23 protein-coding genes and 1 pseudogene are annotated in these 24525 nt (G+C 61.0%); 10 read left to right on the forward strand and 14 right to left on the reverse strand.

Annotation, left to right across the window (positions count from 1 at the left end; genetic code table 11):
* Positions 1-153: 153 nt before the first annotated feature.
* The 9 genes and pseudogenes from CIK75_RS02460 to CIK75_RS02495 all read right to left on the reverse strand — a co-directional run.
* Positions 154-903 (reverse strand): 3-hydroxybutyrate dehydrogenase, encoded by a 750-nt coding sequence (locus tag CIK75_RS02460; protein WP_086994504.1) that lies wholly within the window; start codon positions 901-903, stop codon positions 154-156.
* Positions 904-1047: 144 nt separating this feature from the next.
* Positions 1048-2166, reverse strand: coding sequence for a peptide chain release factor 2 (gene prfB / locus CIK75_RS02465; RefSeq protein ID WP_086994507.1), 1119 nt, complete (start codon positions 2164-2166; stop codon positions 1048-1050).
* Between the two features lie 17 nt (positions 2167-2183).
* Entirely contained in the window at positions 2184-2591 is a 408-nt protein-coding gene (locus CIK75_RS02470; protein WP_096223114.1) for a hypothetical protein, read from the reverse strand.
* A 106-nt stretch (positions 2592-2697) separates the two neighbouring features.
* Positions 2698-3156, reverse strand: a complete 459-nt coding sequence (locus CIK75_RS15970; protein WP_143413247.1) for a hypothetical protein — start codon at positions 3154-3156, stop codon at positions 2698-2700.
* Entirely contained in the window at positions 3146-3589 is a 444-nt protein-coding gene (locus tag CIK75_RS02475; protein ID WP_343251883.1) for a TadE family protein, read from the reverse strand. Before CIK75_RS02475 ends, CIK75_RS15970 begins: the two co-directional genes overlap by 11 nt.
* Positions 3590-3596: 7 nt before the next feature.
* Positions 3597-3776 carry a hypothetical protein gene (locus CIK75_RS02480; RefSeq protein ID WP_096223149.1) on the reverse strand — a complete coding sequence of 60 codons (180 nt, stop codon included), beginning with the start codon at positions 3774-3776 and terminating at the stop codon, positions 3597-3599.
* A gap of 115 nt (positions 3777-3891) precedes the next feature.
* Positions 3892-4833, reverse strand: coding sequence for a type II secretion system F family protein (locus tag CIK75_RS02485; protein WP_241895238.1), 942 nt, complete (start codon positions 4831-4833; stop codon positions 3892-3894).
* A complete protein-coding gene (locus tag CIK75_RS02490) occupies positions 4830-5681 on the reverse strand; it encodes a type II secretion system F family protein (RefSeq protein ID WP_086994513.1) in 852 nt (283 codons plus the stop codon). The genes CIK75_RS02485 and CIK75_RS02490 overlap by 4 nt, the downstream gene beginning before the upstream one ends.
* Positions 5678-6043, reverse strand: a pseudogene (locus CIK75_RS02495) (CpaF family protein); the annotation flags it as partial. The pseudogene CIK75_RS02495 and the gene CIK75_RS02490, both read right to left, overlap by 4 nt.
* A 546-nt stretch (positions 6044-6589) precedes the next feature.
* Between CIK75_RS02495 and CIK75_RS02505 the strand changes: the two are divergent.
* The 7 genes from CIK75_RS02505 to CIK75_RS02535 all read left to right on the forward strand — a co-directional run bounded on the left by CIK75_RS02505 (position 6590) and on the right by CIK75_RS02535 (position 11926).
* Positions 6590-7171 (forward strand): hypothetical protein, encoded by a 582-nt coding sequence (locus tag CIK75_RS02505; RefSeq protein ID WP_096223116.1) that lies wholly within the window; start codon positions 6590-6592, stop codon positions 7169-7171.
* 445 nt (positions 7172-7616) lie between these two features.
* Positions 7617-8093: a hypothetical protein gene (locus CIK75_RS02510; RefSeq protein WP_206745468.1), complete on the forward strand. Its 477-nt coding sequence runs from the start codon at positions 7617-7619 to the stop codon at positions 8091-8093.
* Between the two features lie 76 nt (positions 8094-8169).
* Positions 8170-8790 carry a hypothetical protein gene (locus tag CIK75_RS02515; protein WP_096223118.1) on the forward strand — a complete coding sequence of 207 codons (621 nt, stop codon included), beginning with the start codon at positions 8170-8172 and terminating at the stop codon, positions 8788-8790.
* Between the two features lie 428 nt (positions 8791-9218).
* Entirely contained in the window at positions 9219-9653 is a 435-nt protein-coding gene (locus tag CIK75_RS02520; RefSeq protein WP_096223119.1) for a hypothetical protein, read from the forward strand.
* A 159-nt stretch (positions 9654-9812) separates the two neighbouring features.
* The gene (locus CIK75_RS02525; RefSeq protein WP_096223120.1) at positions 9813-10229 is read left to right on the forward strand and encodes a hypothetical protein; all 417 of its coding nucleotides are present in this window, start codon (positions 9813-9815) and stop codon (positions 10227-10229) included.
* A 544-nt stretch (positions 10230-10773) separates the two neighbouring features.
* Positions 10774-11208 (forward strand): DUF4145 domain-containing protein, encoded by a 435-nt coding sequence (locus tag CIK75_RS02530; protein WP_241895248.1) that lies wholly within the window; start codon positions 10774-10776, stop codon positions 11206-11208.
* A gap of 145 nt (positions 11209-11353) precedes the next feature.
* A complete protein-coding gene (locus CIK75_RS02535) occupies positions 11354-11926 on the forward strand; it encodes a recombinase family protein (RefSeq protein WP_096223122.1) in 573 nt (190 codons plus the stop codon).
* Between the two features lie 62 nt (positions 11927-11988).
* Here CIK75_RS02535 and CIK75_RS02540 read toward each other — a convergent pair whose 3' ends face one another.
* Both CIK75_RS02540 and CIK75_RS02545 read right to left on the reverse strand, forming a co-directional pair.
* A complete protein-coding gene (locus tag CIK75_RS02540) occupies positions 11989-13713 on the reverse strand; it encodes a recombinase family protein (RefSeq protein ID WP_096223123.1) in 1725 nt (574 codons plus the stop codon).
* Positions 13610-14635, reverse strand: a complete 1026-nt coding sequence (locus tag CIK75_RS02545; protein WP_096223124.1) for an ATPase, T2SS/T4P/T4SS family — start codon at positions 14633-14635, stop codon at positions 13610-13612. Before CIK75_RS02545 ends, CIK75_RS02540 begins: the two co-directional genes overlap by 104 nt.
* Before the next feature lie 868 nt (positions 14636-15503).
* Here CIK75_RS02545 and CIK75_RS02550 point away from each other — a divergent pair.
* On the forward strand, positions 15504-18692 hold the full coding sequence (locus CIK75_RS02550; RefSeq protein ID WP_241895241.1) for an FtsK/SpoIIIE domain-containing protein: 3189 nt from the start codon (positions 15504-15506) through the stop codon (positions 18690-18692).
* Here the strand turns inward: CIK75_RS02550 and CIK75_RS02555 are convergent.
* A complete protein-coding gene (locus CIK75_RS02555) occupies positions 18689-19132 on the reverse strand; it encodes a hypothetical protein (protein ID WP_143413248.1) in 444 nt (147 codons plus the stop codon). The two genes, CIK75_RS02550 and CIK75_RS02555, sit on opposite strands and share 4 nt — an antisense overlap.
* 305 nt (positions 19133-19437) lie before the next feature.
* Between CIK75_RS02555 and CIK75_RS02560 the strand changes: the two genes are divergently transcribed.
* Together CIK75_RS02560 and CIK75_RS02565 are read left to right on the forward strand one after the other, a co-directional pair.
* Positions 19438-19686 carry a WhiB family transcriptional regulator gene (locus CIK75_RS02560; protein WP_086994524.1) on the forward strand — a complete coding sequence of 83 codons (249 nt, stop codon included), beginning with the start codon at positions 19438-19440 and terminating at the stop codon, positions 19684-19686.
* A 146-nt stretch (positions 19687-19832) separates the two neighbouring features.
* The gene (locus CIK75_RS02565; protein WP_343251884.1) at positions 19833-21986 is read left to right on the forward strand and encodes a PASTA domain-containing protein; all 2154 of its coding nucleotides are present in this window, start codon (positions 19833-19835) and stop codon (positions 21984-21986) included.
* Positions 21987-22078: 92 nt separating this feature from the next.
* Here CIK75_RS02565 and CIK75_RS02570 read toward each other — a convergent pair whose 3' ends face one another.
* Entirely contained in the window at positions 22079-23434 is a 1356-nt protein-coding gene (locus CIK75_RS02570) for a 3-deoxy-7-phosphoheptulonate synthase class II (RefSeq protein ID WP_241895253.1), read from the reverse strand.
* Between the two features lie 145 nt (positions 23435-23579).
* Positions 23580-24518, reverse strand: coding sequence for a lysophospholipid acyltransferase family protein (locus tag CIK75_RS02575; RefSeq protein WP_096223127.1), 939 nt, complete (start codon positions 24516-24518; stop codon positions 23580-23582).
* Positions 24519-24525: the final 7 nt, after the last annotated feature.

Here is a 24525-nt window from a genome sequence, read left to right on the forward strand (position 1 = left end):
GACACTTTTATCCATTGTCACTTCAAAGACCTCCCTTGCCCCATGAAATATTGCTGCGGCCCCATCGCCGGGCGCTGTGACCGCCGTTACCTTCTAACCTAACGCCTCCGGGCAGGCCTGACCTCATTGGCCTTGCCGTCAGAAACGCTCATATCAGCGCGCGCTCCAGCCTCCGTCGACTGTGTAGGAAGCCCCGGTGACCATCCCGGAGTCAGGTGAGGCCAACCATGCGGCCAAAGATCCGACTTCCTCGGGTTCGACCAGGCGCTTGACGGCGGATTCGGTGAGCATGATCGAGGAGACCACCTCGTCCTCACCGATGCCGTGAATCTTGGCCTGATCAGCGATTTGGGCTTCCACCAGAGGAGTCCGGACGTAGGCCGGTTCGATGCAGTTGCTCGTGACTCCGTGTTCGCCACCTTCGAGTGCCGTCACCTTGGATAGTCCTTCCAGACCATGCTTCGCTGCAACATAGGCACTCTTATAGGCAGAGGCGCGCAACCCGTGGATGCTCGACAGATTGATGATGCGCCCGAACCCACGTTCATACATGCCCGGAAGCACGGAACGAATGAGCAAGAAGGGGGCTTCGAGCATGAGCCGGTGAATCAGCCGCCAGTCCTCGGGAACGAATTCGTGCACCGGGTTGATGCGTTGGATCCCTGCATTGTTCACCAGGATGTCAGCATCCAGACTGAGATCCTCCAGCGCAGAAGTGTCCCCCAGATCAACCTGCCAAACCTTGCCTCCGATATCAGCGGCGACTTGTTCGGCGGCCTCACCATTAAGGTCCGCGACCGTGACCGTTGCGCCACGCTCCGCAAAGGCCCGTGCACACGCGGCTCCAATGCCGCTGGCTCCCCCGGTGACGATTGCGTGGCGTCCTTGCAGGTATCCGCTCATCTGTTTGCTCCCGTTCTCGCTGTTCCAGCGATCAATGAAGGCGTACCGCCTAGCAGTACGCGTTTGATCGCTGCCTTCGGATCATTGCACGAGAGTAGGGCCGGTGTCAGGAGATATCAGCTCATCCAGGTGTCGCTGCGTGCGTTATTCAGCCGCTTCATGCCGGGCGTTGGCCCGCCAGCGAATACCTGCATCGATGAAGTCATCGATTTCCCCATCGAAGACGGCCCCGGTGTTGCCGACTTCGTGCTCGGTACGCAGATCCTTGACCATCTGGTACGGATTGAGCACGTACGAACGCATTTGATCGCCCCAAGAAGCCTTGACGTCTCCGGCGAGCGCCTTCTTCGCCGCGTTTTCCTCCTGCTGACGTGCCAAGAGGAGCCGCGACTGCATCACCCGCAGGGCAGCGGCCCGGTTCTGGATCTGGGATTTCTCGTTTTGCATCGAAACCACGATCCCCGTGGGGATGTGGGTCATGCGTACGGCGGAGTCGGTGGTGTTCACCGACTGGCCGCCGGGGCCGGAGGAACGGAAAACATCGATTTTGAGCTCATTATCGGGGATGTCGACCGAGTCGGTCTTTTCGATGAGCGGGATGACTTCGACGGCCGCGAAGGAGGTTTGCCGTCGCCCCTGGTTGTCGAAGGGGCTGATCCGGACCAGTCGGTGGGTGCCAGCTTCGACGGACAGTGTCCCGAAGGCATAGGGGGCATTGACCTCGAACGTCGCCGACTTCAGGCCAGCTTCCTCAGCGTAGGAAGTATCCATGACGGTCGTCGTATAGCCATGGCGTTCCGCCCAGCGGAGGTACATGCGCATGAGCATGTCAGCGAAGTCGGCGGCATCCACACCACCGGCGCCGGCACGGATGGTGACCACCGCTGCCCGTTCGTCATACTCACCAGCGAGCAGGGTCACGACTTCGAGCTGGCTCAAGGCCTTGCGCAGGGATTTCAGTTCTTTGTCCGCCTCGGCCAGGGAATCCGCGTCGTCCTCCTCTCCGGCTAGTTCGACAAGAACCTCAAGATCATCGATGCGCCCCTCAAGACGCTCGAGCCGGTTCAAATCAGTCTGACGGTGGGAAAGCTTGGAGGTGATGACCTGCGCTGCGGCCGGGTCGTCCCAGAGGTCGGGTTCACCAGCCTGTTCGGATAGTTCGGCGATATCCGTTTTGATCTGGTCGACGTCGGTGACGGCTTCGATAGAGGCGAATGTATTGCGCAAGTCGCGGATTTCCGCGGGAAAGTCAGTAGAGGCCATGATCTCCCAAGACTACGTCATCTGGTGAGTCCGGTTCGGGCACTGGACTCCACGTTGATAGGAATTCCCTCGGGTACGAACCAGCCGACGAGCGGCGGGCGCACCACTGCGCTCAGGCTGACAACCGCCGTGGTTCCGTCTCCGCTGGAGCTTGCCCGGACGATGGAAAATCCGTCAAACCGCTCGGCTGCACCAACGTCGGCGACATAATTGGAGACAGCAGCAGCCACCCCCGCATCACTCAGATGCAGCTTCAGCGTCCCGTCTTCCCCGGTTTCCTCCACGTCGAAGCTGTCTGCCGCGACCGTGACAGCACTATCGGCAACACTCAGGAGTTTGCGGGCCTGAGTATTGACCAAAGTCGCCGCTAAGGTCGCGCTGATGGCTAGGAGCACAATCAAGACATAACCGATGATCAAAATCATCGATTGGCCCTCTTCACCAGTCCTTACGCGGCCTGACAGCCGCTGCTCTCTCGAGCACCAGGCGTGCGCGTTCAAGAAACGTTGGCCTCCGGTCACCATGGCAGCATCATCCAAACTGATCGATGCGGACGGTTGCCGACGAAGAGGTCCTACCAAAATCAGCATCAACACCCGGTGGCAGGAAAGGCAACCCCACACGAATGGAAACGTCTACTGACACCGTCGACCCCGGCTCAAGACAGGAAGGTGCGCAGCGATACTCCATCGTCGCCGCATGGGTATCGACAGCAAGGTTTTCCAACGCCACATCAACGGCATTCCTCGCCCGGGCCGCCCCTTCCGCTTCGGTATCAGCAGTCGCGAACGTTCTTGCTGCATGGTCTGCAGCACCAACTGCGGCAAATGAAGCGGCCTGCAACTGCGACGCGCTGATGATGAGATAGGTAACGGGCACCAAAAGGAGAACTCCGAGGAAAATAAATTCGATGATGGAGGACCCACTTTCCGAGGCATGCAGATCGGACCATGCCTGTCGACATCTATTCGAGATGCGGCTAACGACCATATTGTGCCGCCTCGCCGCTCACGTTCAGGTGCCCGCCGACAGCAAAGTACCCCAGCAGCGGGAAGGGCGCACTGACAGTTATTCTGAGGCCGGGCTGCCCGCCGATGGTGATGTCCTTGAACTCGACGTCCTGGCTCAGGCCCGCTCCCAGCGAACCAGCGATGAGTTCACGCGTCCGTTGAGCCCCCTCAGCTGGCGAACGATCAGCCAACGTGCCGAACCGCGCTCCCGACGCAGCGGCATCCATCAACGTATTGCGTACGTGCAAGACGAGCGCTAACTGGAGGACGGAAATGAACAGCATCGTCAACAGAGCAGAGACCATGACGAACTCTGCTACGGCTGATCCGCTCTCTGTTCCCCTCATAGAGACTCGCTTCCCGCAGGCTACGCTGGCGTGCTGCAGAAGTTTCATAGACGGTGTTCGGTCCATAGACCTATTAGCTGAGACCTGAAACTCGATTGATCGCCTGGTTGAAAAGATCGCTCAGGCGCGGACCGGCGACGGCCAGAAGTGCGGCAACCAGTACAGCTGACATCAGGGTGATCATGACCCAACCCGGCACGTCACCGCGTTCGTCGTCGTGAACTCGCGACCCGATTCCCTGAACCCGTGCCATGCAAAGCAATGTCAAAGTCAGTCCGATCGCGGCGGCTTGGCTCCATGCGTTCTTCATTGTGTTGCGCCTTCCCTGTTGGTGTTTGAGTTCCGCGGATTCCCCCCGGATCCGGCATTCATAAATTCATATCGATCAGTGAGAGGCCCGGATAGACCGCGAAGATAATGGTGAGGGGAAGAATGCCAAACACCACCGGGATCATCATGCTGATCTCCTTACGTCCGGCAGTCTCCATCAGCTCCCTTTTGGCTGCGTCCCGCACGTCTTGAGCCTGGGCCCGCAATACTTCTGCCAAAGGTGTCCCCCGCTCTGCAGCAACGGTGATGGCGTCGGAAAATCGAGTCATTGCGTTGAGGTCGAGCCGTCTGGCCAATCGTTGGAAAGCTGTCGTCATGGGGGTTCCGGACCGGATATCCGCCAAAAGCGCTTTGAACTCGTCCGGCAAATCGCCTTCGGAAGTGCCGCAAATACGTTCGATGGCACCCACTGTGCTCTCCCCCGCCCCCACGGCCAAGGCGATGAGTTCGGCGATACTCGGAAATTGGCCCAGGATCCTCCGGCTACGTCTGGCCCCCGACTCCGTGAGACGCCATTCGCGAAAGCCAAACCCGGCTACTGCTGCGGCAGACAAAACGGCGAAAGCAAAGAACCCGTTGAAGGTCCCTCTGGCCGCCGACGCGACGACGAAGAGGCTTCCTAACAGAAGTCCGGCACCTGCATAGGTCAATTGAGATATACGGAACTCAGTAACACTCGCCTCCAAGCCAGCCCGTTGGAGCCGTCGTTGTAACCCTCCGCCAGCTGGATTGAATCGGTTCAACATACTGACGAGATCCTTCAGCACGGGCCACAGGATTTTAACGAGCGGGCCGAGCGGCGTTTCTGACGTGACCTGGCCGGGGCGGGCACCCGAAAGCTGCGAAGCATGACGCAGTTGCCCGGAAATCCTGTCGGAAAACTTCACACGACGCATGGCGGGGAGCCGAACAAAACACAACCAGAGTCCTGCTCCCAACAGCAGTCCCAAGGCGAGCCCCCAGGCCATGGATCCCGTCATTTGAGGATCCTTTCCTCAGAGGGCAACGATCCAATACCCAGCATGATCCGGTAGCACAAAAAGGATATGAACAGTCCTGCCAGAAGCACGATGGCGCCCCCGACCGTTGAATATGCCTTAACTGCCTGGGGTTGAGTCGACATAAGCAGCAGGATCACCCAGGGCGCTGCGACAGCCAAACGTGCCGCATTCACCGTCCACGATTGTCGGGCTTCGAGTTCGCCGCGGGTCCGGGCACTATCCCTCAGGAAGCCGCCCAAGGTCCCTAACATCTCGCCCAGATCTGATCCACCGACTTCGCGGGTGATCATCAAGGCAGCAACAATTTTGTCAGCTACGGGATCTGCCAGCCGATACCGAAGTCGCTCCATGGCGTCATCGAAACGGGACGTCGCCCGGTAATCGACCCCGAACTCCACGAATGCCGAGCGGAGTTGTTCGGGACCTTGCGCGCCCAACTGGATCAGTGCCTCAGGCAGCGAGAGTCCAGCCCGGATGGCCGATCGAAGATGGTCGACGACATCTGGCCATTGCTCCCGGAGCACTGTTGCTCGCTTAGCTGCACGCCAACGGACAGCCAACAGCGGTACGACGGCACCAAACATCCCGAAAATGAGCGCAATCAGCGGTGACACAGTGGCGATAAAAACTATGACGGCGGTCAAAAAGAAACAAGCCACCATGGAGGAAATGAATCCCCCGACGCTGACTTTATCGAATCCAGCTCGCAACAGAAGCACCTGGATCCGATATTTTTTCGCCTTCTTCGGTTTCGCTGATTCGCTCCAGCACGCTTGCCAAATCAGTAGGAATCCCAACCCCAGGATCAGCCCCCAGACCAGGCTCATGATCCGACCCCTAAGAACGACGTGGGGTCGATGCCAGCGTTGTCGAATTTTTCATGAGACAGATCCGCCGAGGGAGCCATCTGTAATTCGCCACCAATTCTTTTGAAGGTCGTAGAAGACTCGATGATGCCGTTTTCGACTCTGCGGCCGAGTTTGATGATCTCGGAAACTCTGCGGTGTCCTGCCATGCTTCGCTCGCAGTGGACCACCAGGTCGATGCAGGAGGCAACGGTTGGGAGCACGAAATTTGAGTTGATATTTTCGCCAGCCAACAACGGAAGGGTACAGATTTTCGTGACGGCATCGCGGGCTGAGTTTGCGTGGACACTCGCCATTCCAGGAAGACCGGAAAGTGACAGAATAGGTATCCAACACATATTCACAGAAATTCGTCAAGTCAGGCAAGTGTGTGGTACAGTTGTATCATAGCCGCAGAATAGCCTGCGCTTTTCTTTAATTTAACGCTTGAATCAGAAACACCCCTTTGATTGATCGGCCCCATACCAACCGGGCCAACAAACGGAGGGGTGTTTCTGTTTTAAGTTCCGACCCGAGGAGCACGACAGCATGGCAACACAGGACATCAAGACGACGGCCCCGCCGGAGACGGCATCACAAGCCCATACATGGGAGAGGATCAAGACCCACTATCTCCAACTGGGGTTGTGCCATAAGTGCGCCGCGCAGGCCGCATATGGGTCACAGTATGGATTCACTGACGTGAACCCGCCATGCGTCGAGTGTTCGCCCACCGTCGCCGCGTTCGCAAGCAAGCAACCGAATGGCTGGCGTTCGCAGGGGCGGATCAGGAGCCGTGCTGGCGACCCCGCCAGGCTAGAGCATCGACGTTCTGAGGGGGACGTGTACGCCCTCGACTTCCAACCACCCACAACAACGATGGTGGCCGCGTGAACGACCAGATGACGAACGGGGCCGCAGTGCTTAGGGCGCTGGCCGGGTCCATGATCGATGGCAAGCTGGACACCTCACGGCGACACCTCCGGGCCATGGCAGGGCTGGCAACGATGGCAGAACTGCACGCGGCCGAGCGCCGCCTACAGGGGCAGGGCTTCATCGAGCCGACATCGACCAGGGGGAACAGATGGGCAGTGGACTACCGACTGACCCGGCGGGGCCGGGAGCTGGTGGGAGCGCTGCCGCGCTCCACTGACGAGACGATCCCCGAAGCACTCCGGGCGTATGAGTACGCCGACGCCGGGACACTCTGGGGCAGGGCACCCAAGGGGGAACCCATCGAAACCCGGGAGCTACTGGCGCTCATGCCCGAGGCCAACCTCAACATGGTCTATCGACTGGTGCGCAAGCTGGCCGCGCTCCCCGTTCCCGTCGTGACCATCACCCGGCAAGCCGACGGCACCGGATGGGTCCACGGCTTCCATGAACCGGACGCCGACGAGTGGCGGATCGTAGCTGCCCACGTCGACGGCCAACAAGACGGGAACACGGGCGCGATCGGACGGGCAGCATGAACCGCCATCGTCCCGTACCCGCAGCGCTCTGGAGGGACGGTACACCCCCGGCTTCGGCTGGGGCCTCCACCGGGTCACCCCCGTTATCCCAGTGCCCTGCAAGACGGTGCTATGGGAGACGGTGCCCTAATAACGATGGGGGCCTTGGGCGGCGCTCGCCGGCAGCTACACCCGCTGTGCCGACAGGGATGCACGACCGAACACCCCCGAATTGCCCCGACATTTGTACGGATACGACGAGGACCAGATCATGACCATGGGACGCCCCAAAACACAGGGCCGATGCAAGGTGAAACCCTGCACACGGGACGCCCGAAGCCGTCACATGTGCCGCTCCCACTACGAGAAGTGGAACCGTGAACGCGGACACCTCCGGTGCCGCTGGGACGGATGCCAAAACCATCAGGACGACGGGGGCCGGCGACACGGCAAGGGGAACGCCAAGGTGTTTTATTGCCGGGAGCACGAGGCCGGACACCTCCGACCCGACGCCGCCACCGAGGCCGCGAATCTCTGGGGACTGGCCGCACAGATTTACGCGCAGGGCGACTGCTGGATCGCATCGGGACCACCCGCCGGAAGGGACGGGAAATATGTCTACTTCGTCCCCGAGGGTGGCAGCTCGAAAGCACCATGGCTGTTTCATCGAGTCGTCTGGGGAATGCTCGCCGGCGGCCACAAGAAAGGGCTGGAGCTTGACCATGCGAAGTGCCTCGGAGGGCCGGCCTGCTGTTCGCCGGCACACCTCCAGCCGGTGACCCACTCGGAGAACCAGCGGCGACGATACCGGCGCGACGAGTGGATCAACTGGGAGGCCGTGGGCCTCCCTGAGGTACAACGGTTCGCCGCCCATCACGGCCTACCGCTACCCCACCGGCAAGACCGCACGCAGGAGCACACCGCCTATGACCTCACGGTCTAGGCCCACCAACCATCGAGGCGTCATCGCCTTACACGCCGGGGCCTGACGGCCCCACCTGATCGAAAGGGATCACCACATGAGCACCAAGACTAAGACCGCCAAGACCACCACCGCCGACCGTCTGGAAGCGCTGCGCCTGCAAGTCAACGCTGCCATTGCCGAAGCCGGAGCCGCACGGGAAGCCGCCGACGCCCTGACCTACCGAGTCCGCGACGGCCAGACCGTCAGCACCGAGGAGTGGACCACGCTCCCCGCCGCCGCCGCCATGGCCAACGTGAAGCTGGGAGCGATCCGCGAAGCCTACGAACAGGAGCGGACGCACGCCGAGCGCGAGCAGGTGCAGACGTTCGTCAAGGGTGCCCGGGAGCGACTGACCCGGGAACCGCAAACCGATGACCGGCTCGCCGAGCTGGGCGCGTACGTCAAGACCGAGCTGGACAAGATCATCGTCGAGATCGACGCGTACAACGCTGCCCTGCTGGAGATCCACGACGAAGCCCGGGAGCCGGGGACCAGGTCGGGAAGCTCCTACGGAACCAGGACGCGGCCCGTTGTCCAGGAACACGGAATGTATGTTGACCAGGACTTCTCCGGGAAGTTCGTTCGGATCGACGGCGAAGAGTTCCGCGAGCTGGGAGCACTCGGGCTGGTGGATGACGTGGCGCACCACGTTAGGATGCTGGACACCGCCGCCTAATAGCTCATCCTGTCCGACAGTGGCATCCTCAACTAGGCTGCACGCGGGCTGACGCCCGCGACCAATAGGCAAGGGCGGCATCCATCGAGGGTGCCGCCCTTCTGCGTGCCCTGATACCAGCACCGGCGCCGCGGTCTAATACAATGGTTGCTACAAAAACCCCTGAACCCGTAGGCAAGAGAAATTGCTAAGACAAGCAGGGGCCGGCGGCTGTTCGCCGGGGATACCCCCCCCGCCCAACGACCCGCAGTTTGAGGGAATGCACCAAGCAAGGCCTCAGGCAAGTCGTCCCAGCGGCAACCCCCTACCTGAGCTGTGTTCAGTGCCTGACGGATCGCATAGCAACACTGCGACTGGTGACGCTGGCGTCACGGGACAAGTGTCAGGGCCCTCCGTGCAGCTTACGAAACAGTCGATAGACTGACTGCATGAGAATTTTGGGGCGGCGAAGGAAGAAGCAAAATGGGACAGACAACGAAAAACTGGACGGTATCACTGAGGTGGAGCAAGCCATTCAGCGCAGGAAGGACGCCGATTCAGCCGGCCATGTCCGGGGGCAACACTTCACAGAACTTGTCCCGACTCTCAACGCACTGCGCTCGGCGGGAGCTCCTAAAGCAGACGAGTACCTCGGACTCCTCCTGGAAATCATCGATGCAGCCGAACAAGCAGCCAGCATTGAAGGCGTTGAGCCCGCTCCCGGGTACACAAGACGTGCAGCCGTCATCTACCGCCGTAGGAAGGACTATGCTGCCGAGCTGGCGCTCCTTGAACGATACGAAGCGGCTTGCCCATCAGGACGTGGCGGCACGTTCTCGGAACGAATACAGAAAGCTGAGTCGTTGCTAGAAGTTGCCCCGTAGGCAGGCCTCAAGCAGGATCGATTAAAAGCTTGGACGAAATCACAAGCAAGCTATACCTAACACCATCACGGCACTGGTCAAGGCCTCAGTCAACGACAGACCACCCACTTCCGTCTTCCCTTTCAACCGAGGGAAGATCTCGCATGTAAGGAGAATTTCATGGAAGACACGACACTCACATTTCCCGAGGTGCGCACCTCCGCATTGAACCAGGAACCTGACATCCTTCTGTCGGTCGTAGCGAAATTAGTCGACACCGGTCTCGTGCTCATTACCGCTGGTGGAGTAATTACAGGGAAAGTAATCAACTTCAAGACCTGGGCAGACGCCACGATTCCAGGTCAGGATTTGTCCAGCTTTGATCCAGATGAACGCGAACCGGTGACTGACGAGGAATTCGAGAAGCTCCCCGACCATCGTAAGGCCGCCGAAGTCCAGGATGACGTCGTCGCATTTCTTCACCTTAGAGACGTGGTTGTCATTTCCGGTTCAACTCGAGTCAACGTTCCTCGTTTGCGTATACGCAAGTCCGAAGTCATCGGATGGCAAATAGGACAAGTAGACTCTGCTGGTTAAGGGTAATAGAGACGGCGCTGGCTAATGGAGCCAGGGATGCTCCCATCGTTTTCACTACGTCAACAACAAACAGGTTGAATCCTGCATTGCATACGGGGTTCAACCTTTGACTTCCAAGACTCACCAAGCCCACCAACGGGGTCGCTACTTGTGTCACGAAGCTTTCTCTCATGGTGATCCCCCACAGTCTCTCAAAAGCCGCCAGCATAACAATGCAGACTCAGAGTGGGAATGCATGGTTCGGTAGCAGCAGCCGACGGCGGGCTACTCCCTACAAAGAAATCGCAGAAGGCCAAAGTTCAGTCTGGCCGCCAACACGGAGGACAACATGCGCAACGGAAACCCGGACACTCTTCCTACTCCTAAAGATCCGTCGGGACCATGTCCTTGGTGTGGGCGTGTTTCAAATTTTCGGACCATGCACCCCATGTGGGACTTGAACGATGATTGGGGTAAAGGCAAGGACCACCGCGCGAGTCCCCTGACTTGTATGGGCTGCCAACGTGTCGTCCTTGTTGTGGTGGATGGAGAGGATAGAGGCGTGATGTGGTGGCCCACACCCGGCGCCTCTGGCCTCGATCCCGAAGTCGATGAACGGGTGGCTTCAGCCTATGTAGAAGGCATGCGTTGTCTGGCCATCCAGGCCAACCGATCAGCTGCAGTCATGTTTCGATCAGCGCTCAGCCTCTATGTGAAAGACAAAGGCTCGGAAGCTGCTAAGGCAGAACGACACCTAAAAACAGCACTAAAGCACATGAAGTCCGACGGAGACCTCCACCCATCACTGTGGGATTGGGCCGACCACCTGAATCAGCTTGGCAACGAAGGGGCTCACCCCGAAGACTATGACGAGGTGACCACCGAAGAAGCGAAAGCGCTCAGCTCGTTCGTGCGACACCTGATCCGCAGTGAGTATGAACTGCCCGCCGAGCTGACCCGGGCAAGAGGTCTCGCTACCGAAGTAGGCGGTTCTCAGTAAACGATCGTTTGGTGACAGTGCCGGCATTGGCCGGCGGTGGTGAGGGACACCCCCGAGAACATAAGGAAGTTGCATTCCTGAAACTCGTCCCGTAATCTATTTTCAATCGGTTGATTTCAAGACGACTATTTGAGGGGCGGACATCATGGCACTTATCGGATACGCACGGGTCAGCACCACAGACCAGAACACGGACGGTCAGCGTGACGCGCTGATAGCGGCAGGGGTCAAGGATGACCCGCGCTACCTGTTCGAGGATCACGGGGTCAGCGGCGCAAAGGCAACTAGGCCAGCACTCGACAAGTGCATCGCGTCTCTACGGGAGGGCGACGTACTCATCGTCGCCAAGCTGGACAGGCTGGGGCGGTCGCTTGCAAACCTGATTGAGCTGGTGAAAGACCTAGGCGAGCGCGGCGTCGAGTTCCGCGCGCTGGACAACACGAGCATCGACACGACCACAAGCAATGGCAAGCTCATGCTCAACATCTTCGGAGCGCTGGCAGAGTATGAGCGCGACGTAATCCGGGAGCGGACCAACGTAGGACTGACGGCAGCAAAGGCACGCGGCCGGCAGGGTGGCCGGCCCCGCAAACTGGACAGCGACGAAAAGGTGGCCAAAGCAAAGAAGATGCACGCCGCTAACGTCATGGCTCCAAAGGAAATAGCGGACGCGCTGGGGGTGAGTGTCTCCACGCTGTATCGGTATCTCGCAATGTAGGCAGGGCAGACAGGGAAGCCCGGGCCGGGAGGCCCGGGCATTGCTGTGTCTGGAGACAACTATCAGATCGTTCCAGCCCTCTGAGGCCCGAATATTGCCCTGTCTACGTCACGGCTTCGTTGTCGGGCAATCTCTTTCGCTTCCGCTGAAATCAGTTCTGGTACGAGTCGAGGCAGCTCGATATACACGATGCGATTGCGCCCCTTCTGGTCGAAGTCACGGGAGAGCATGCGCACCATGCGCACGGCCTCCCAACTCTCCCCCTTGCCCGTGCGCTCCAGCGTCGCCAGCTCCTCGCCTGTAAAGACCCTGCGAGCTTCGGCGCGGGACTTGCGATGGACGCTCACCGTGTCGGGATCGAAGACGCGGGAGGTGCCCGTCGTGTGCCGATGTAGCACCACATGGAAGTGCGAGCGAACAAAGTCCCGGCGTTCGTCAATCGACAGGGCTTGCCAAGCGGTGAAGCGGTCGAGGAGGTCGCCGGAATCCCTTAGGGCGCGGTGCAAAGGATCATCGGCAGGACGGTCGAGGCCGAGGTCGGCGAGCGCAGACTCCAGGGCGGCGCGTTGCGTGCGGATACGCTCGATGAACCGTGGCCATGATGCCGCGTCGAGGTCGCCGTCGGCAAGGAGAGTTGCCCCCTCCTCCTCACGGACCTGCAGAGCGTCCAGCTCTAGCCTGAGGCGTCCCGCCTCAGCCTGCACTGAGGGCGATGTCGGCTCTGCCTGCAGCTCCTCAGCAAGAAGCCGGAGGATCGCCAGCTCAACCACGGCGTCGACATATCCGAGCCGCTTCGCCACGTGACCGGGGCCGTGCCCCTGACAGCGATAGACCTTGTGCATCTTGCGCTCGCCGGTCGCCTTGTCGGCACGGGCGTAGGCGCGTCCCGTCGAGACCGGGCGACCGCAATGGCATTGTGCGATCCCGCCGAGGAGGTGCGTCGCCTTATTGGTATCCCCCTTGCGTCGGCCCGGATCGCTCAGGAGCGTGACGACGGCACGCCATATGTCCTCGGAGACAACGGCGGGTATCGTATCGCGGTTCAGCACGTCGCCGTGGAAGACGTACAAGCCAGCGTTACGGGGCCGCAACAGGACTTGCCTAACCTGCGTCGCCGTCCACCTCTTGCCGGTGACTGTCGGCAGGGCCCCGCCCTGCCGGTCGGGGTCATTCCAGCGGCGCGCAATGGTCCCAAGAGAATGAGCAGCGAGGATGTCGTGATGGGCGGCGGTTAGCGCCGCCGCCTCCTCCGGGTGCAGGACGGTGAGCTTGTCCTCTACCGTCCAGCCGAACGGGCGAATGCCCCCGGTCCACTCCCCCGCCGCCGCTTTCTGCGCCGCCTTGGCCCTTGCCCGTTCGGCCTTAGTCGCCGACTCGAACCGGGCAACCTGCCCCATGATCCCGGCGCGCAGAAGTCCGTCCGCGCTGGCAAGGTTTATCTCGCCCCCGTCTGAAACCGCGTAGGTGTAGACAGCTTTACCACCCTTACGGGTTGTGCATACGGCTGCGTATTCCTCTAGCTCGATGGGCAGACGATGCAGTCGATCCATACGCCAGACGACGACCGCGTCGATGTCGCCGGACGTGATCGCCGCGAGCATTTCGGAGTAGTCAGGCCGTGACCGGCCCGAGTAGGCCGAGGTGCTGTTATCGCTGAAGTGCCGGACGACATCGAAGCCATGGTCAGCGGCATACTTTCGACAGGCTTCCTCTTGCCGTTCGACGCCGAGACCCTCCCCAGATCGATCCTGCGAGATGCGAGTGTAAATTGCGGCGCGAGTAGTCATGGCGTCGATTATATCTCAGCGTGACTCTGCGCATCTCGGGTAGTCCGGCATTCATCGCGATCAGCATGTCCAATGCTTCCGCTTCACGGACTTCCCCGACGATGATCCTGTCGGGACGCATACGTAAGGCTTCCTTGACGATGCGGCGCAGATCGATTTGGCCGTGACCTTCCAGATTCGACTGACGGCACTGCATAGCTACGACATCACGGAGCGGGATCTTGAGCTCAAAGATTTCCTCGACGGTGATGACTCGCTCGCGAGATCCAATCCCGGATGACAAGCAGTTCAGCAGAGTTGTTTTGCCCGCTTGGGTCGCTCCGGAAACTAGAAGATTGAGTCCGGCCCCTACGGCCGCGTGCAAATAGTCAGCGGCCTGCCGACTCAGGGACCCCAGCTCAACCAGATGGTCCAGACGAGAGGCCCTAGCAATGAACTTCCTGATGTTCACGGACCAGTATTTTCTGGTGATATCCGGGATGACCACATGCAGCCGAGAACCGTCCGGGAGAGCGGCATCAACAAAAGGCGTGGACAGATCCAAGCGACGCCCGGAAGTCTTCAGCATGCGCTCCACCAGGATTCGTACCTGTTCGTCGTCCAATCGAATAGACGTCAACTCCGAACTGCCGCCACGCGCCGCAAAGACTTCCGAAGGGGAGTTGATCCAAATCTCCTCAACCTCCGGGTCATCCAACAACGGCTGCAACGGTCCGAAGCCGGCGATGGCATCAAAGACCGAGCGGCCTGTTTCCTCAAGACCTCCGAGACGGGGTAGCCCCTCCAACAACGAGCGCTCATCATAATCACGCACTGCTGCGCCGACTATGCGCCGGATCTCAGCGACGTTCTCGGAAGGGTCTAGGCCGCGACGTCGAACATGCTCGCGTACCTCGTCTTCGATGAAACGTTGTCCATCCATTTGCATCTCCCGTGCAAAGTTCTGGGCACAGGAGTCGATACCCGTGGTGTCCGCAACTGGGACAGCTCTTGTGACATTACCCACACGTCATAACCCAAACAAGAGTTGTAGGTCCCTGTGTGGATAGCCCGTGTCCACGTTGTCCACAACATTCGGCTAGTACCTCCTTCATCGGAGAATCAGGGTTAGCGTGACCTTGAGCCGGGGATCATTGAGCGGAAGAGGCCTCTAGATGACACTTCACGTCACCGTTGTGCAAAGGCCACGGGGCTCATTCGACGCCGCCCCAACGACCTCTTTGGAGGTCACCGGTCCCGGGGGCCTCTCGGGAGCTGCGCTTGGAGACGCGCTGGCCGAGTTGGGCTACACAGAGCTCTGGGCGGCTGGTGGAACACGACTGCAGCAGTTGGATCACCTACCTCCGACAGGTACGTTGACCCTCACACCGTTCAGGCGCCCACGTAAGCCCCCAGCATCAACTTCCGAAATCTGGCTTGTCGCCATCAAAGGGCCAGATTGCGGCCCGTACCTGCTTCTCACCCGCGGAAGGTATTCCATTGGCCGCGGCGACTGTGACCTATCTACTTCGGATCCTGCGCTTTCCCGTCATCATGCTGACATCATCGTTGACAAGACGTCCATCACACTCCTGGAGATCCCCGGAACAGCCGTAACCGACCGAGCTGCTCCACACCCGAAAAGGCGCTTGCTTGGTGCAGACGACGAGTTCTCCTTGGGCGACACGACCTTCCGCGTTTTATCCATCCAAGCCGACGGCATGGAACTGTCCACGCATGATCGCCGAGTCCTCTGGCCGCCTCCTCCAACGCACATATCCCGGCCCGCTTCCGGCAGTCGACCATGGCTGATGATCGCTACAGCTGGTCTTCCCCTGATTATCGGCCTTGCCTTGGCACTGACCTTGGGGTCGTGGTTCTTCCTAGCTTTCAGCGCTTTCGGTCTCGTGACCGGTGGCGTCCCCGCCGGCATCGAGTTGATTGCCCGTCGACGATTACGCCGCCGCATCCGCAGTATCGTGACCCAGCGGATCCACACCTTGGAACACACGGTCCCTCCCGTCGGGCTCCAAATTCTTCAGGCCATGGTGGAGACCCGAGCGGCCAAGCCACCACGGCGTACATCGGGGGTTTCCCACCCCTTGAGGCTCGGTTCAGGAAAAGTGGCCCCTCCGGTCGTTCTCGAGCCTCCATCCGAACGGGGACCACAGGTGCAATCCGTTGACGGTCCCGTCATCATCACGGTTTCACCAGGTGAACTAGGAATCCTGTCTGGCTCGGAGCCGAGTCTCGGTCCGGTCCTGCGATCGTCGGTCATCCAGCTCTCCTACGCTTGCTCCCTCACCGGTTCCACTTTATTGATCGTCGGCAGGGGCGACTGTCTCCCTACCGAGGTTCGTTTCCTGCCTTGCGTCCGTGCCTGCAATGACGTCGATGAAGCAATACCGCTCTTGCCCACCCTGTGCGCATCATCCGTCGTGCTGGTCATGTTTGGGGTTTCCTGCACCGAACGCCTCGTTACAGCGATTCGCAATATCGACAGCAGCTGGCCTCCGCCAGCCTTGATTCTCGCCGTCCCCACATCCGATGCGAGAGCCGACTGGAATCTTGACGTCACCAAGTCCACCTTGAGCCGTGCGGAGGACCTAGTCCTCATGGCGGTGGATGGCATCTCTTCCCCAACGCTTGCCGCGGCATGCACGGCAGGACTACATGAGCTGGAGTTTTCTAGGGCTCGAAGTACCAGCCTCGATCGTGCTTTCCAGGCGCCACGACGCAACCTCGCGGACCTCGGCCCGGTCTGGCAGGGCTCCTCCGCCGACTCCCTTCAGACTCAATTTGGCAACTGGGAGGGGATCCCGGTGTCTTTGGACTTCGTCGGCGACGGCCCACATGTCCTCATCACGGGGACCACCGGTTCGGGAAAGTCCGAACTCCTCAAAGCGATAACCATGGATCTGGTCTGCCGCTACGGTCCTGATCAGTTATCGCTGCTCCTATTGGATTTCAAAGGTGGATCAGCACTGGGCCCGTTCGCAGAAACACCGCACTGTCAAAATCTGGTGACTGATCTCAACGCCGAATCCAGCGAGCGGGTCCTCGGTAGCCTACGAGTTGAACTACAGCGACGGGAATCGCTGTTCAGGGAGGCCAATGCCGAAGACTATGCAGGTTATCGAAGCCGTGCCGCCTCTGCAGCTCAACCACTTCCTCGCCTCCTGGTCATGGTCGATGAGCTTCGTGTCCTGAGCGACGAACTGCCAGACGCAGTTCCGGAGCTCATACGTATCGCAACGGTCGGACGGTCCCTTGGAGTGCATCTGCTGCTTGCTACGCAACGCCCGCAGGGAGTCGTCACACCGTCCATGCGCGCCAACATCAACACCATCATCACCCTACGCCTGCTCAGTCCACTCGAATCGAATGAGCTTCTCGGCACCTCAGCGGCCGCCGAGCTCTCGGCATCCAGCCCTGGGCTCGGTTTCATGCGTCGAGCGGGCGATCCACCCGTGCCATTTCGTGCCCTTCCTCTTGAACAGAACGCGCCGGCCTGGAAGGTGCAGGAAATCGGCCCAAGTTTCCAGGACTGCCGCCTGGTAGCAACGATCCATGGCACGCCGCCGGCGGATTCCTCGCCTGCCGCAGTTCTGAGTCGAGAGACCGCAGATGTTCCAGATCCCCCTTCCCCAGTGACATCGTTCGCTGCACCGCTACCGAACGAGCTTCACTCCATCCCTCGTCGTTTCCGCATCCACCAACCCAAGGGGTCCATCGCGTTGGGTCTGATTGACGATATCCAGCGTCAACGTCTGACGCCGCTCTGGTTGACTCCAGAACTTCAAAGACGTGTGGCGGTCATCGCTGGTCCAGCAAGTTCGGCGGCGGCTACGCTCCTCGGGGTGTTTGACAGCCTCATTCAAGCGGAACAGGAACGTCACATCTATGTCCTGGACGGGGCAGGGCATTTCGGTGCGGCTGCCGGGAGTCCCCGAGTAGCGGGCTTCGTCTCCTGTGGAGAACCTGAGCGAGTCCACGAACTCCTCGACGTCTTCGAAGCAGCACCGGATGCGGTCGAGGAACAGACAGCAACCCGAATCCTGCTCGTCAGTGGCCTGGCGGTTTGGTCCGCTGAGCTGGGGGCCTCGGAGTTCGCCGCCCTCGATGACCGGCTAGCCGCACTGGCCCGAAGGACAGAACGAGAAAACACGTGCATCATCGTCACCGGCGACCGAGATCTGACCTCGTCACGATTCCACTCCTTGGCGGATCACCGGATTTACCTCAGGTTCGGTCTGGGCCAGGAAACCGTGATGGGTTGGCCAAAGCTCAAGAACACCGGTCCCTACCCCGGGCGAGCCGTATGGACATCCCCCATCACCGAGGAGCAGGGAGTCGTTGTACAACTCCGTACTCCAGTTGCGTCGACCATCTACGCCCCGGGACCGCCGACTGCCCTGCCACAAAGGACCTGCCATGCCCTGCCTTCACAGGTCAGAGCCGATCAAGTGCCGAGCATCAGTTCCGGGCTGGGCCGGTATCCGATCGGTCTCTTGGCGCCGGATCACCGCACCTGGAGCTGGGCGCCGGGTCGTGTGGGCCTCATCCTCGGTGGTACGGGGACGGGAAAATCGAATCTTCTCGGACTCATCGCCGCCCAGTTGGGGCCCGAGTTCGATATCCGTTACTCCATGGACCAGCTCACTGACGAACCAGGGTTGTTGTTACTCGACGACGTTCTGGAACTGACGGACTCCGAGCTGACCCATGTGGATGCACTCATTCGTTCGGGTACCCACGTCGTCATGTCGGCTTCACCTGAACGAGTCGGATTGGTCCGACTCCCTCCGGCCGCACGAATGCTGCCAGCCGCTGCGATGCTTCTGCTTAACCCCCGACAAGCAAGTGACGGCGATTTCCCCGGATGGAGATTCCGGCCGCATCAACGGTGCCAGCCGGGCCGGGCCCTCGTGATGCGAGACGGAACGTTGGCCCAGGTTCAGTGCGCATTATTGGGTGTCGGGGATGGTCCCAAAGACTAGTTTTGTGGGGCGCGATCCCCGAAGAAGGCCGTGGCTTTCGGATCGAAAATCAGCAGGATGATCGCTGCGGAAGGAATCAACAGCGCGATCCCGAGTGCCAGGCTCCAGCCCCCTCCCCCGAGGAAGGAAACAGCAAAGATCACTTGGAAGATCTGCCAAACCACGGCGGCGGCACGGGTCCATGCATGTCCCTTGAACACCTGAATACCCACATTGGTTTGCCATGCCGTGGCTCCGAGAATCAGGACGAGCATGAAGATCCGCCCACCCATCGATAGGGGACCCGATTCACCCAACGATGTGGCATACCAGGCCGCCGCGGCCAATGCAGCAACGGCCTCCAGCAGCAGCAACGCTGAGACCGCGATAATCGATGGCGGACGCCGTCGCACAGGTGCCGGATCGTGGGGAGGAAAAGAGGGGGAACTCGGGGAACTCACCCCTAGAATCTACTCGACGAGTCACACCGCCCCAACCACATCATGATCCCCACGGCACCGGGGAGCGGGCCATGACATGGGAAATGCTAGGCCGCAAGGGTTCGGGCGAGTGAGAAAAGCCTCAGTGTCGGGAAGCGATTAGTTGCCGTCCAACCCTTGTTTACACACAAGTAACATGACAATCTTATGGGGCAGGTGAACGGGAGCATTCTTGAGTGCTCTCTTTTGTGCTGCCACCGCCCCACTTTTCGGATTGGCCGTAGTGGGTCGTCCCCCGAAACCTATCCCAAGGAGCATCACAAAGCATGGATTGGCGTAGTCGCGCAGCCTGCCTGGACAAAGACCCCGAATTGTTCTTCCCCGTGGGGAATACCGGGCCAGCATTGCTCCAGATCGAAGAGGCCAAGAGCGTCTGCCGCCGGTGCCCGGTCATCGACACCTGCCTTCAGTGGGCCATCGAATCCGGTCAGGACGCCGGTGTGTGGGGTGGCATGAGCGAAGACGAGCGTCGCGCCCTGAAGCGTCGCGCAGCCCGGGCCCGCCGCGCATCATAGCGAGACAGAACCTCTAGCCGTTCGGAGGGAGCGAATCCACGGATTCGCTCCCTCCGGCTCGTTAAGGACTTCTGCTGGTCCAACGATTCCGCCTCCCCCGGGCGGATGTCCACGGAATGACGTCCGGTTTTGGCTACCATCGTGGGGTGAGTGAACATGGAGCCAGTCCCGACAGGGACACGATGATCGACGGCCGCTATCGCATTATCGAGCGCCTGGCCGTCGGCGGCATGTCCACTGTCTATCTGGCCACCGACATCCGCCTCGAGCGCAATGTGGCCCTGAAGATCCTGCACCCGCACCTCGCCGAGGACCCGCTGCTGGTCGAGCGTTTCCGAACCGAGGCCATCACCGCCGCCGGTTTCTCCCACCCGCATATCGTCGGTGTCCTAGATACTGGCGTCGACGGACACACGGCCTATCTGGCCATGGAGCTCGTCAACGGGCATACCCTGCGCGACCTACTCAAGACCCAGGGGCGCATGGCACCCCGCCAGGCCTTGGCGCTATTGGATGCCGTCGTCGAGGGTCTCGCCGCGGCACATGCTGCAGGATTGGTCCACCGGGATATCAAACCCGAAAACGTCCTGCTGTCGAATTCCGGCCAGATCAAACTTGCCGATTTCGGACTGGCCCGCGCGGCGACGAACCAGACGTCTACCGGAAACCTCATTGGCACGGTTGCCTACGTCTCCCCTGAACTCGTCACCGGCGCCCCCGCTGACGCCCGTAGTGACATCTACGCGTTGGGCATCATGTTGTACGAGATGCTCACCGGGGACCAGCCCTTCGTAGCCGATGCCCCCATTGCCGTCGCCTATCAGCATGTCTCCAATGACGTGCCAGCCCCCTCGCTCGTCCTGCCGGGTCTGGCCGCCGACCTCGATGAGCTCGTGGAGTTCTGTACCCGCAAGGACCCTGAGGAACGCCCCCAAGACGCTGAGGCGTTGTTGGGAGAGATCCGGCAGATCCGACGGACCCTCACTGATGCGGAACTTGATTCCCCGAGCGTCGACCCTGAAAGTGCCGGTTCGGGGCGTGGTGTGGACGCTACCGAAGCCATCGGGTCTCCGGTGCCCCTGCCCTCGACTGGTGGCCAAACGGAAGCGACCGAGGCCATTTCCGGCTCCGATCGGTCCGCCGGAGCGACCGAGGTGATCGGGGCCCCCGATAACGCCACCAGCGTCATTTCGACACCCGCCGGGGCCACTCAGGCACTCCCCCGCTACAACGACCACACCGACACCGGGGAGCTCACGGGGCTGCCCCTGGCCTCAGAGGATCCACGCTCAGGCGCGAGCGGCCTCTCACCGCGGGCCCGCGAACGCCAGGCCCGCAAGGAGGCCAAGAACTCCCGTCGGCAGTGGGCCCGCGAAGCGCAAAGGCCCCGCGAAAGCCTCGCATCCCCCTCTTCGCGACGACGCGGTTGGATCCTGGCCATCGTGCTCTTTCTCGTCACCGCCCTGGTGGCAACCGGTGCCTGGTTCTTCGGTATGGGGCCGGGGTCCCCGGTACAGATTCCACAACTGAGTGGCCAATCGGCTGCCTCCGCCCAGCAGGCCCTAGAAGCGGGCCGCGTTTCGTCCAGTTCGACCCAGGTCTTCGACGACGAGATCAAGAAAGGTCTGGTGGTCGGTTCCGAACCGGAGGCGGGGACCACCATCCGCCGGTACCAATCAGTTGAGCTCCTGATCTCCAAAGGTCCGGAGCTTTTTGCCGTCCCCAATGTCGTCGGTCTGGAGGAACCCGCCGCCCAGAAGGCCCTCAAAGGTGCCCAGGTCGAAGCGGGGAAGGCCACGAAGGAGTATGACGAATCCATTGCCGCCGGGCAGATTGTTTCGCAGAAGCCGAAGCCGGAAGCGGAAGTGCGCCGGGGGACCAAGGTCTCCTACGTGGTGTCCCGTGGCCGCGCCCCGGTGAAGGTACCCGATGTCACCGGTCGGTCGGAGAAGGATGCCGCGGCGACGTTGAAGGACGCGGGGCTGGATCCGAAGAAGTCAGGTACGGAATTCGACAAGAACGTCGAAAAGGGAATGGTCATTTCGCAGGAGCCGGCCTCGGGCAAGGCCAAACGGGGAACGACCGTCAGTTTCGTCGTTTCCAAGGGACCACGGATGGTCGAGGTTCCGGGGGTGCGCGGCAAGCAGGTGGAGAAAGCCAAGAAGATCCTCAAGGACGCGGGTTTCGAGGTCGAAATCAACGAGGGCAGCTTCGGCATCATCTTCGGCACGGTGGCCACCCAAGACCCGTCCTCCGGCGAACTACCCGAGGGCTCGACCGTGACACTGGGCGTCGTCTGAGGCACTCCCGGTCGGTATCCACACACAAAAATGATGGCCACGTCCAGGGTTTTTCCCGGGCGTGGCCATCAGTATTCGATGCGGTCGGTGGATCAGTCGTTGCGCGGCTTCCGCTCGGCCAAGGCGCCGGCGACGAGGAAGGCCATCTCCAAGGACTGACGGTGGTTCAGCCGCGGATCGCACACGGACTCGTAGAGGTCGTCGAACTGGTCGGCACGAATCGGGTCGGCACCGCCGAGGCACTCGGCCACGTCGTCACCGGTCATCTCCACATGCAGCCCGCCGGCGTAGGTACCCAAGGAGTTGTGCACGTCGAAGAAGCCACGCACCTCGTCCATGACGTCGTCGAACTTCCGGGTCTTGTAGCCGTTCTCGCTGGTTACCGTGTTGCCATGCATCGGGTCGGTGACCCAGAGGACCTGGGCACCCGAGGCGGTGACCTTCTCCACCAGATCCGGCAGTTTCTCGCGGATGTTCTTCGCTCCCATACGGGTGATGAAGGTCAGCCGGCCCGGTTCACGGTTCGGGTCCAGCTTCTCCACCAGGGCCAAGGCATCCTCGGGCGTCGTGTTCGGGCCGAGCTTCACACCCAACGGGTTGCGTACCCGGGAGAGGAAATCAACGTGGGCGCTGTCCAGCTGCCGGGTCCGCTCACCAATCCAGAGGAAGTGCCCTGAGGTGTCGTAGGGCTGGCCGGTGCGGGAATCCGTGCGGGTCAGCGCTCGCTCGTAATCCAACAGCAGCGCCTCATGGCTGGCGAAGAACTCGGTGGTCTTCAGGGCCTCGAAGTCGGCACCGCAGGCGTCCATGAACCGGACGGCACGGTCGATTTCCGCGGCCAAGGACTCGTACTGGCTATGCGCCGGGTTGGCGCGGAAGCCCTTATTCCAGTGATGCACGCTGCGCAGGTCGGCGAAGCCACCCTGGGTGAAGGCGCGAATCAGATTCAAGGTGGCGGCCGAGGTGTTGTAGGCCTTGACCATGCGGGCCGGGTCGTGCCGCCGGGACTCGGGGGTGAAATCGAAGCCGTTGACGATATCGCCGCGGAACGCCGGCAGCGTGACACCCTCACGGGTTTCCGAATCCGAGGAGCGCGGTTTGGCGAACTGACCGGCCATACGCCCCATTTTCACGACGGGCATCGAGGCGCCGTAGGTCAGCACGACGGCCATCTGCAGGATCGTCTTCACCCGAGCACTGATGCGATCGGCGGTTGCCGCGGCAAACGTTTCGGCGCAGTCCCCACCCTGCAGCAGGAAGGCATGGCCCTGGGCCGCGGCGGCCAGTCGTTCGCGCAGAATGTCCACTTCACCGGCGAAGACCAGCGGCGGCAAGGAGGCCAGCTCGTCGACTGCGCGCGTATATTCCGGGCCGGACCACGTGGGCTGCTGAGAAATCGGGAGCTCGCGCCAGGCATCGAGGCCTGGATCGGCAGCGGGCCCGGGGATGGGCTGGTGGAACGGGGCGGAAGTCTGGGTCGAATCAGTCACTAGCCCAGCGTATCCGGGTCGTGGGTCGGCACCCTATTCGCGGCGTAAAGTTTCGTTTTAGCCGGTCATCCGATGCACGACTGCAGGACAGCGCAGCTGCCGGTCACGCCTGTTTCGCGTTGCCTTCCTCCCCGGATTCACGGGATGGTTCGGTGTCGAGGGGAGCATCGTCGTCGTTCGCCTCAGCGCTCCCCGTGGTGTCCCCCGCTGCCAGGGCCTCGTCCTCAGCAGCGGCGTCCGCCCCGTCCTTGGGGGTGCGGATGTGTTCGACTTCCTTCCTGGCCGCATCCACCGTGGCACGAACCTGGACGCGAGCGTTCTCTGCCAGGGCCTCACGGGCTGCCTTGCGATCCGCGAGGCGGTCGGCAGTGATCTTTGCCTTGACGGTCGAGGCGTAGGAATCAACGTATTCCTGGCCCGAGAGCCGCATCAGCGCATACATGATCTCGTCGGTGACCGAACGCTGGACGAACCGGTCCTCCTCCATCCCCTCATAGCGGGAGAAGTCCAGTGGTTCGCCCACGATCAGCCCGACCCTGCGGATGTTCGGCACGGTCTTGCCGATCGGCTGGACCTTATCGGTGCCGATCATGGCCACCGGGATCACGGGAACACCGGTGGCCAGGGCGAGCTTCGCGACACCGACCTTGCCCCGGTAGAGGCGTCCATCGGGGCTGCGGGTGCCTTCCGGGTAGATGCCCAACAGCTGTCCGTCCAAGAGGGCCTGCTCCCCCGCTCCCAGCGAGTTCGCCGAGGCGGCACCCCCGGAACGGTCCATCGGCAACTGATTGGAGAGCCGGAAAAACAGGGCGGTGAGCTTGCCTTTGATTCCCTTGCCGGTGAAGTACTCCATTTTGGCCAGGAAAACGACCGGGCGGTCCACGGCGACGGGCAGGAAGATCGAGTCGGAGACCGACAGGTGGTTGCTGGCCAGGATCGCGCCGCCTTCGGCAGGAATGTTATCCATTCCCTTGACCCACGGCCGGAACAGCAGGTTGGTCAGCGGTGCAATGAGCAGCCGCTTCATGATCCAATAAAACACGTCTGGG

Origin of the sequence: Glutamicibacter sp. BW78 (assembly GCF_002332245.1) — a bacterium.
Taxonomy (GTDB): Bacteria; Actinomycetota; Actinomycetes; order Actinomycetales; family Micrococcaceae; genus Arthrobacter_H; species Arthrobacter_H rhombi_A.

Bases quoted from the DNA above. Each gene is read 5' to 3' on its own strand.
- CIK75_RS02530 (WP_241895248.1), top strand. From the start codon at position 10,774: ATGTGGTGGCCCACACCCGGCGCCTCTGGCCTCGATCCCGAAGTCGAT.
- CIK75_RS02560 (WP_086994524.1), top strand. From the start codon at position 19,438: ATGGATTGGCGTAGTCGCGCAGCCTGCCTGGACAAAGACCCCGAATTG.
- CIK75_RS02515 (WP_096223118.1), top strand. From the start codon at position 8,170: ATGAGCACCAAGACTAAGACCGCCAAGACCACCACCGCCGACCGTCTG.
- CIK75_RS15970 (WP_143413247.1), bottom strand. From the start codon at position 3,156: ATGGTCGTTAGCCGCATCTCGAATAGATGTCGACAGGCATGGTCCGAT.
- CIK75_RS02520 (WP_096223119.1), top strand. From the start codon at position 9,219: ATGAGAATTTTGGGGCGGCGAAGGAAGAAGCAAAATGGGACAGACAAC.
- CIK75_RS02540 (WP_096223123.1), bottom strand. From the start codon at position 13,713: ATGACTACTCGCGCCGCAATTTACACTCGCATCTCGCAGGATCGATCT.
- CIK75_RS02485 (WP_241895238.1), bottom strand. From the start codon at position 4,833: ATGACGGGATCCATGGCCTGGGGGCTCGCCTTGGGACTGCTGTTGGGA.
- CIK75_RS02460 (WP_086994504.1), bottom strand. From the start codon at position 903: ATGAGCGGATACCTGCAAGGACGCCACGCAATCGTCACCGGGGGAGCC.
- CIK75_RS02525 (WP_096223120.1), top strand. From the start codon at position 9,813: ATGGAAGACACGACACTCACATTTCCCGAGGTGCGCACCTCCGCATTG.
- CIK75_RS02550 (WP_241895241.1), top strand. From the start codon at position 15,504: ATGATCGCTACAGCTGGTCTTCCCCTGATTATCGGCCTTGCCTTGGCA.
- CIK75_RS02545 (WP_096223124.1), bottom strand. From the start codon at position 14,635: ATGGATGGACAACGTTTCATCGAAGACGAGGTACGCGAGCATGTTCGA.
- CIK75_RS02480 (WP_096223149.1), bottom strand. From the start codon at position 3,776: ATGGCACGGGTTCAGGGAATCGGGTCGCGAGTTCACGACGACGAACGC.
- CIK75_RS02470 (WP_096223114.1), bottom strand. From the start codon at position 2,591: ATGATTTTGATCATCGGTTATGTCTTGATTGTGCTCCTAGCCATCAGC.
- CIK75_RS02490 (WP_086994513.1), bottom strand. From the start codon at position 5,681: ATGAGCCTGGTCTGGGGGCTGATCCTGGGGTTGGGATTCCTACTGATT.
- CIK75_RS02475 (WP_343251883.1), bottom strand. From the start codon at position 3,589: ATGGACCGAACACCGTCTATGAAACTTCTGCAGCACGCCAGCGTAGCC.
- prfB (WP_086994507.1), bottom strand. From the start codon at position 2,166: ATGGCCTCTACTGACTTTCCCGCGGAAATCCGCGACTTGCGCAATACA.
- CIK75_RS02535 (WP_096223122.1), top strand. From the start codon at position 11,354: ATGGCACTTATCGGATACGCACGGGTCAGCACCACAGACCAGAACACG.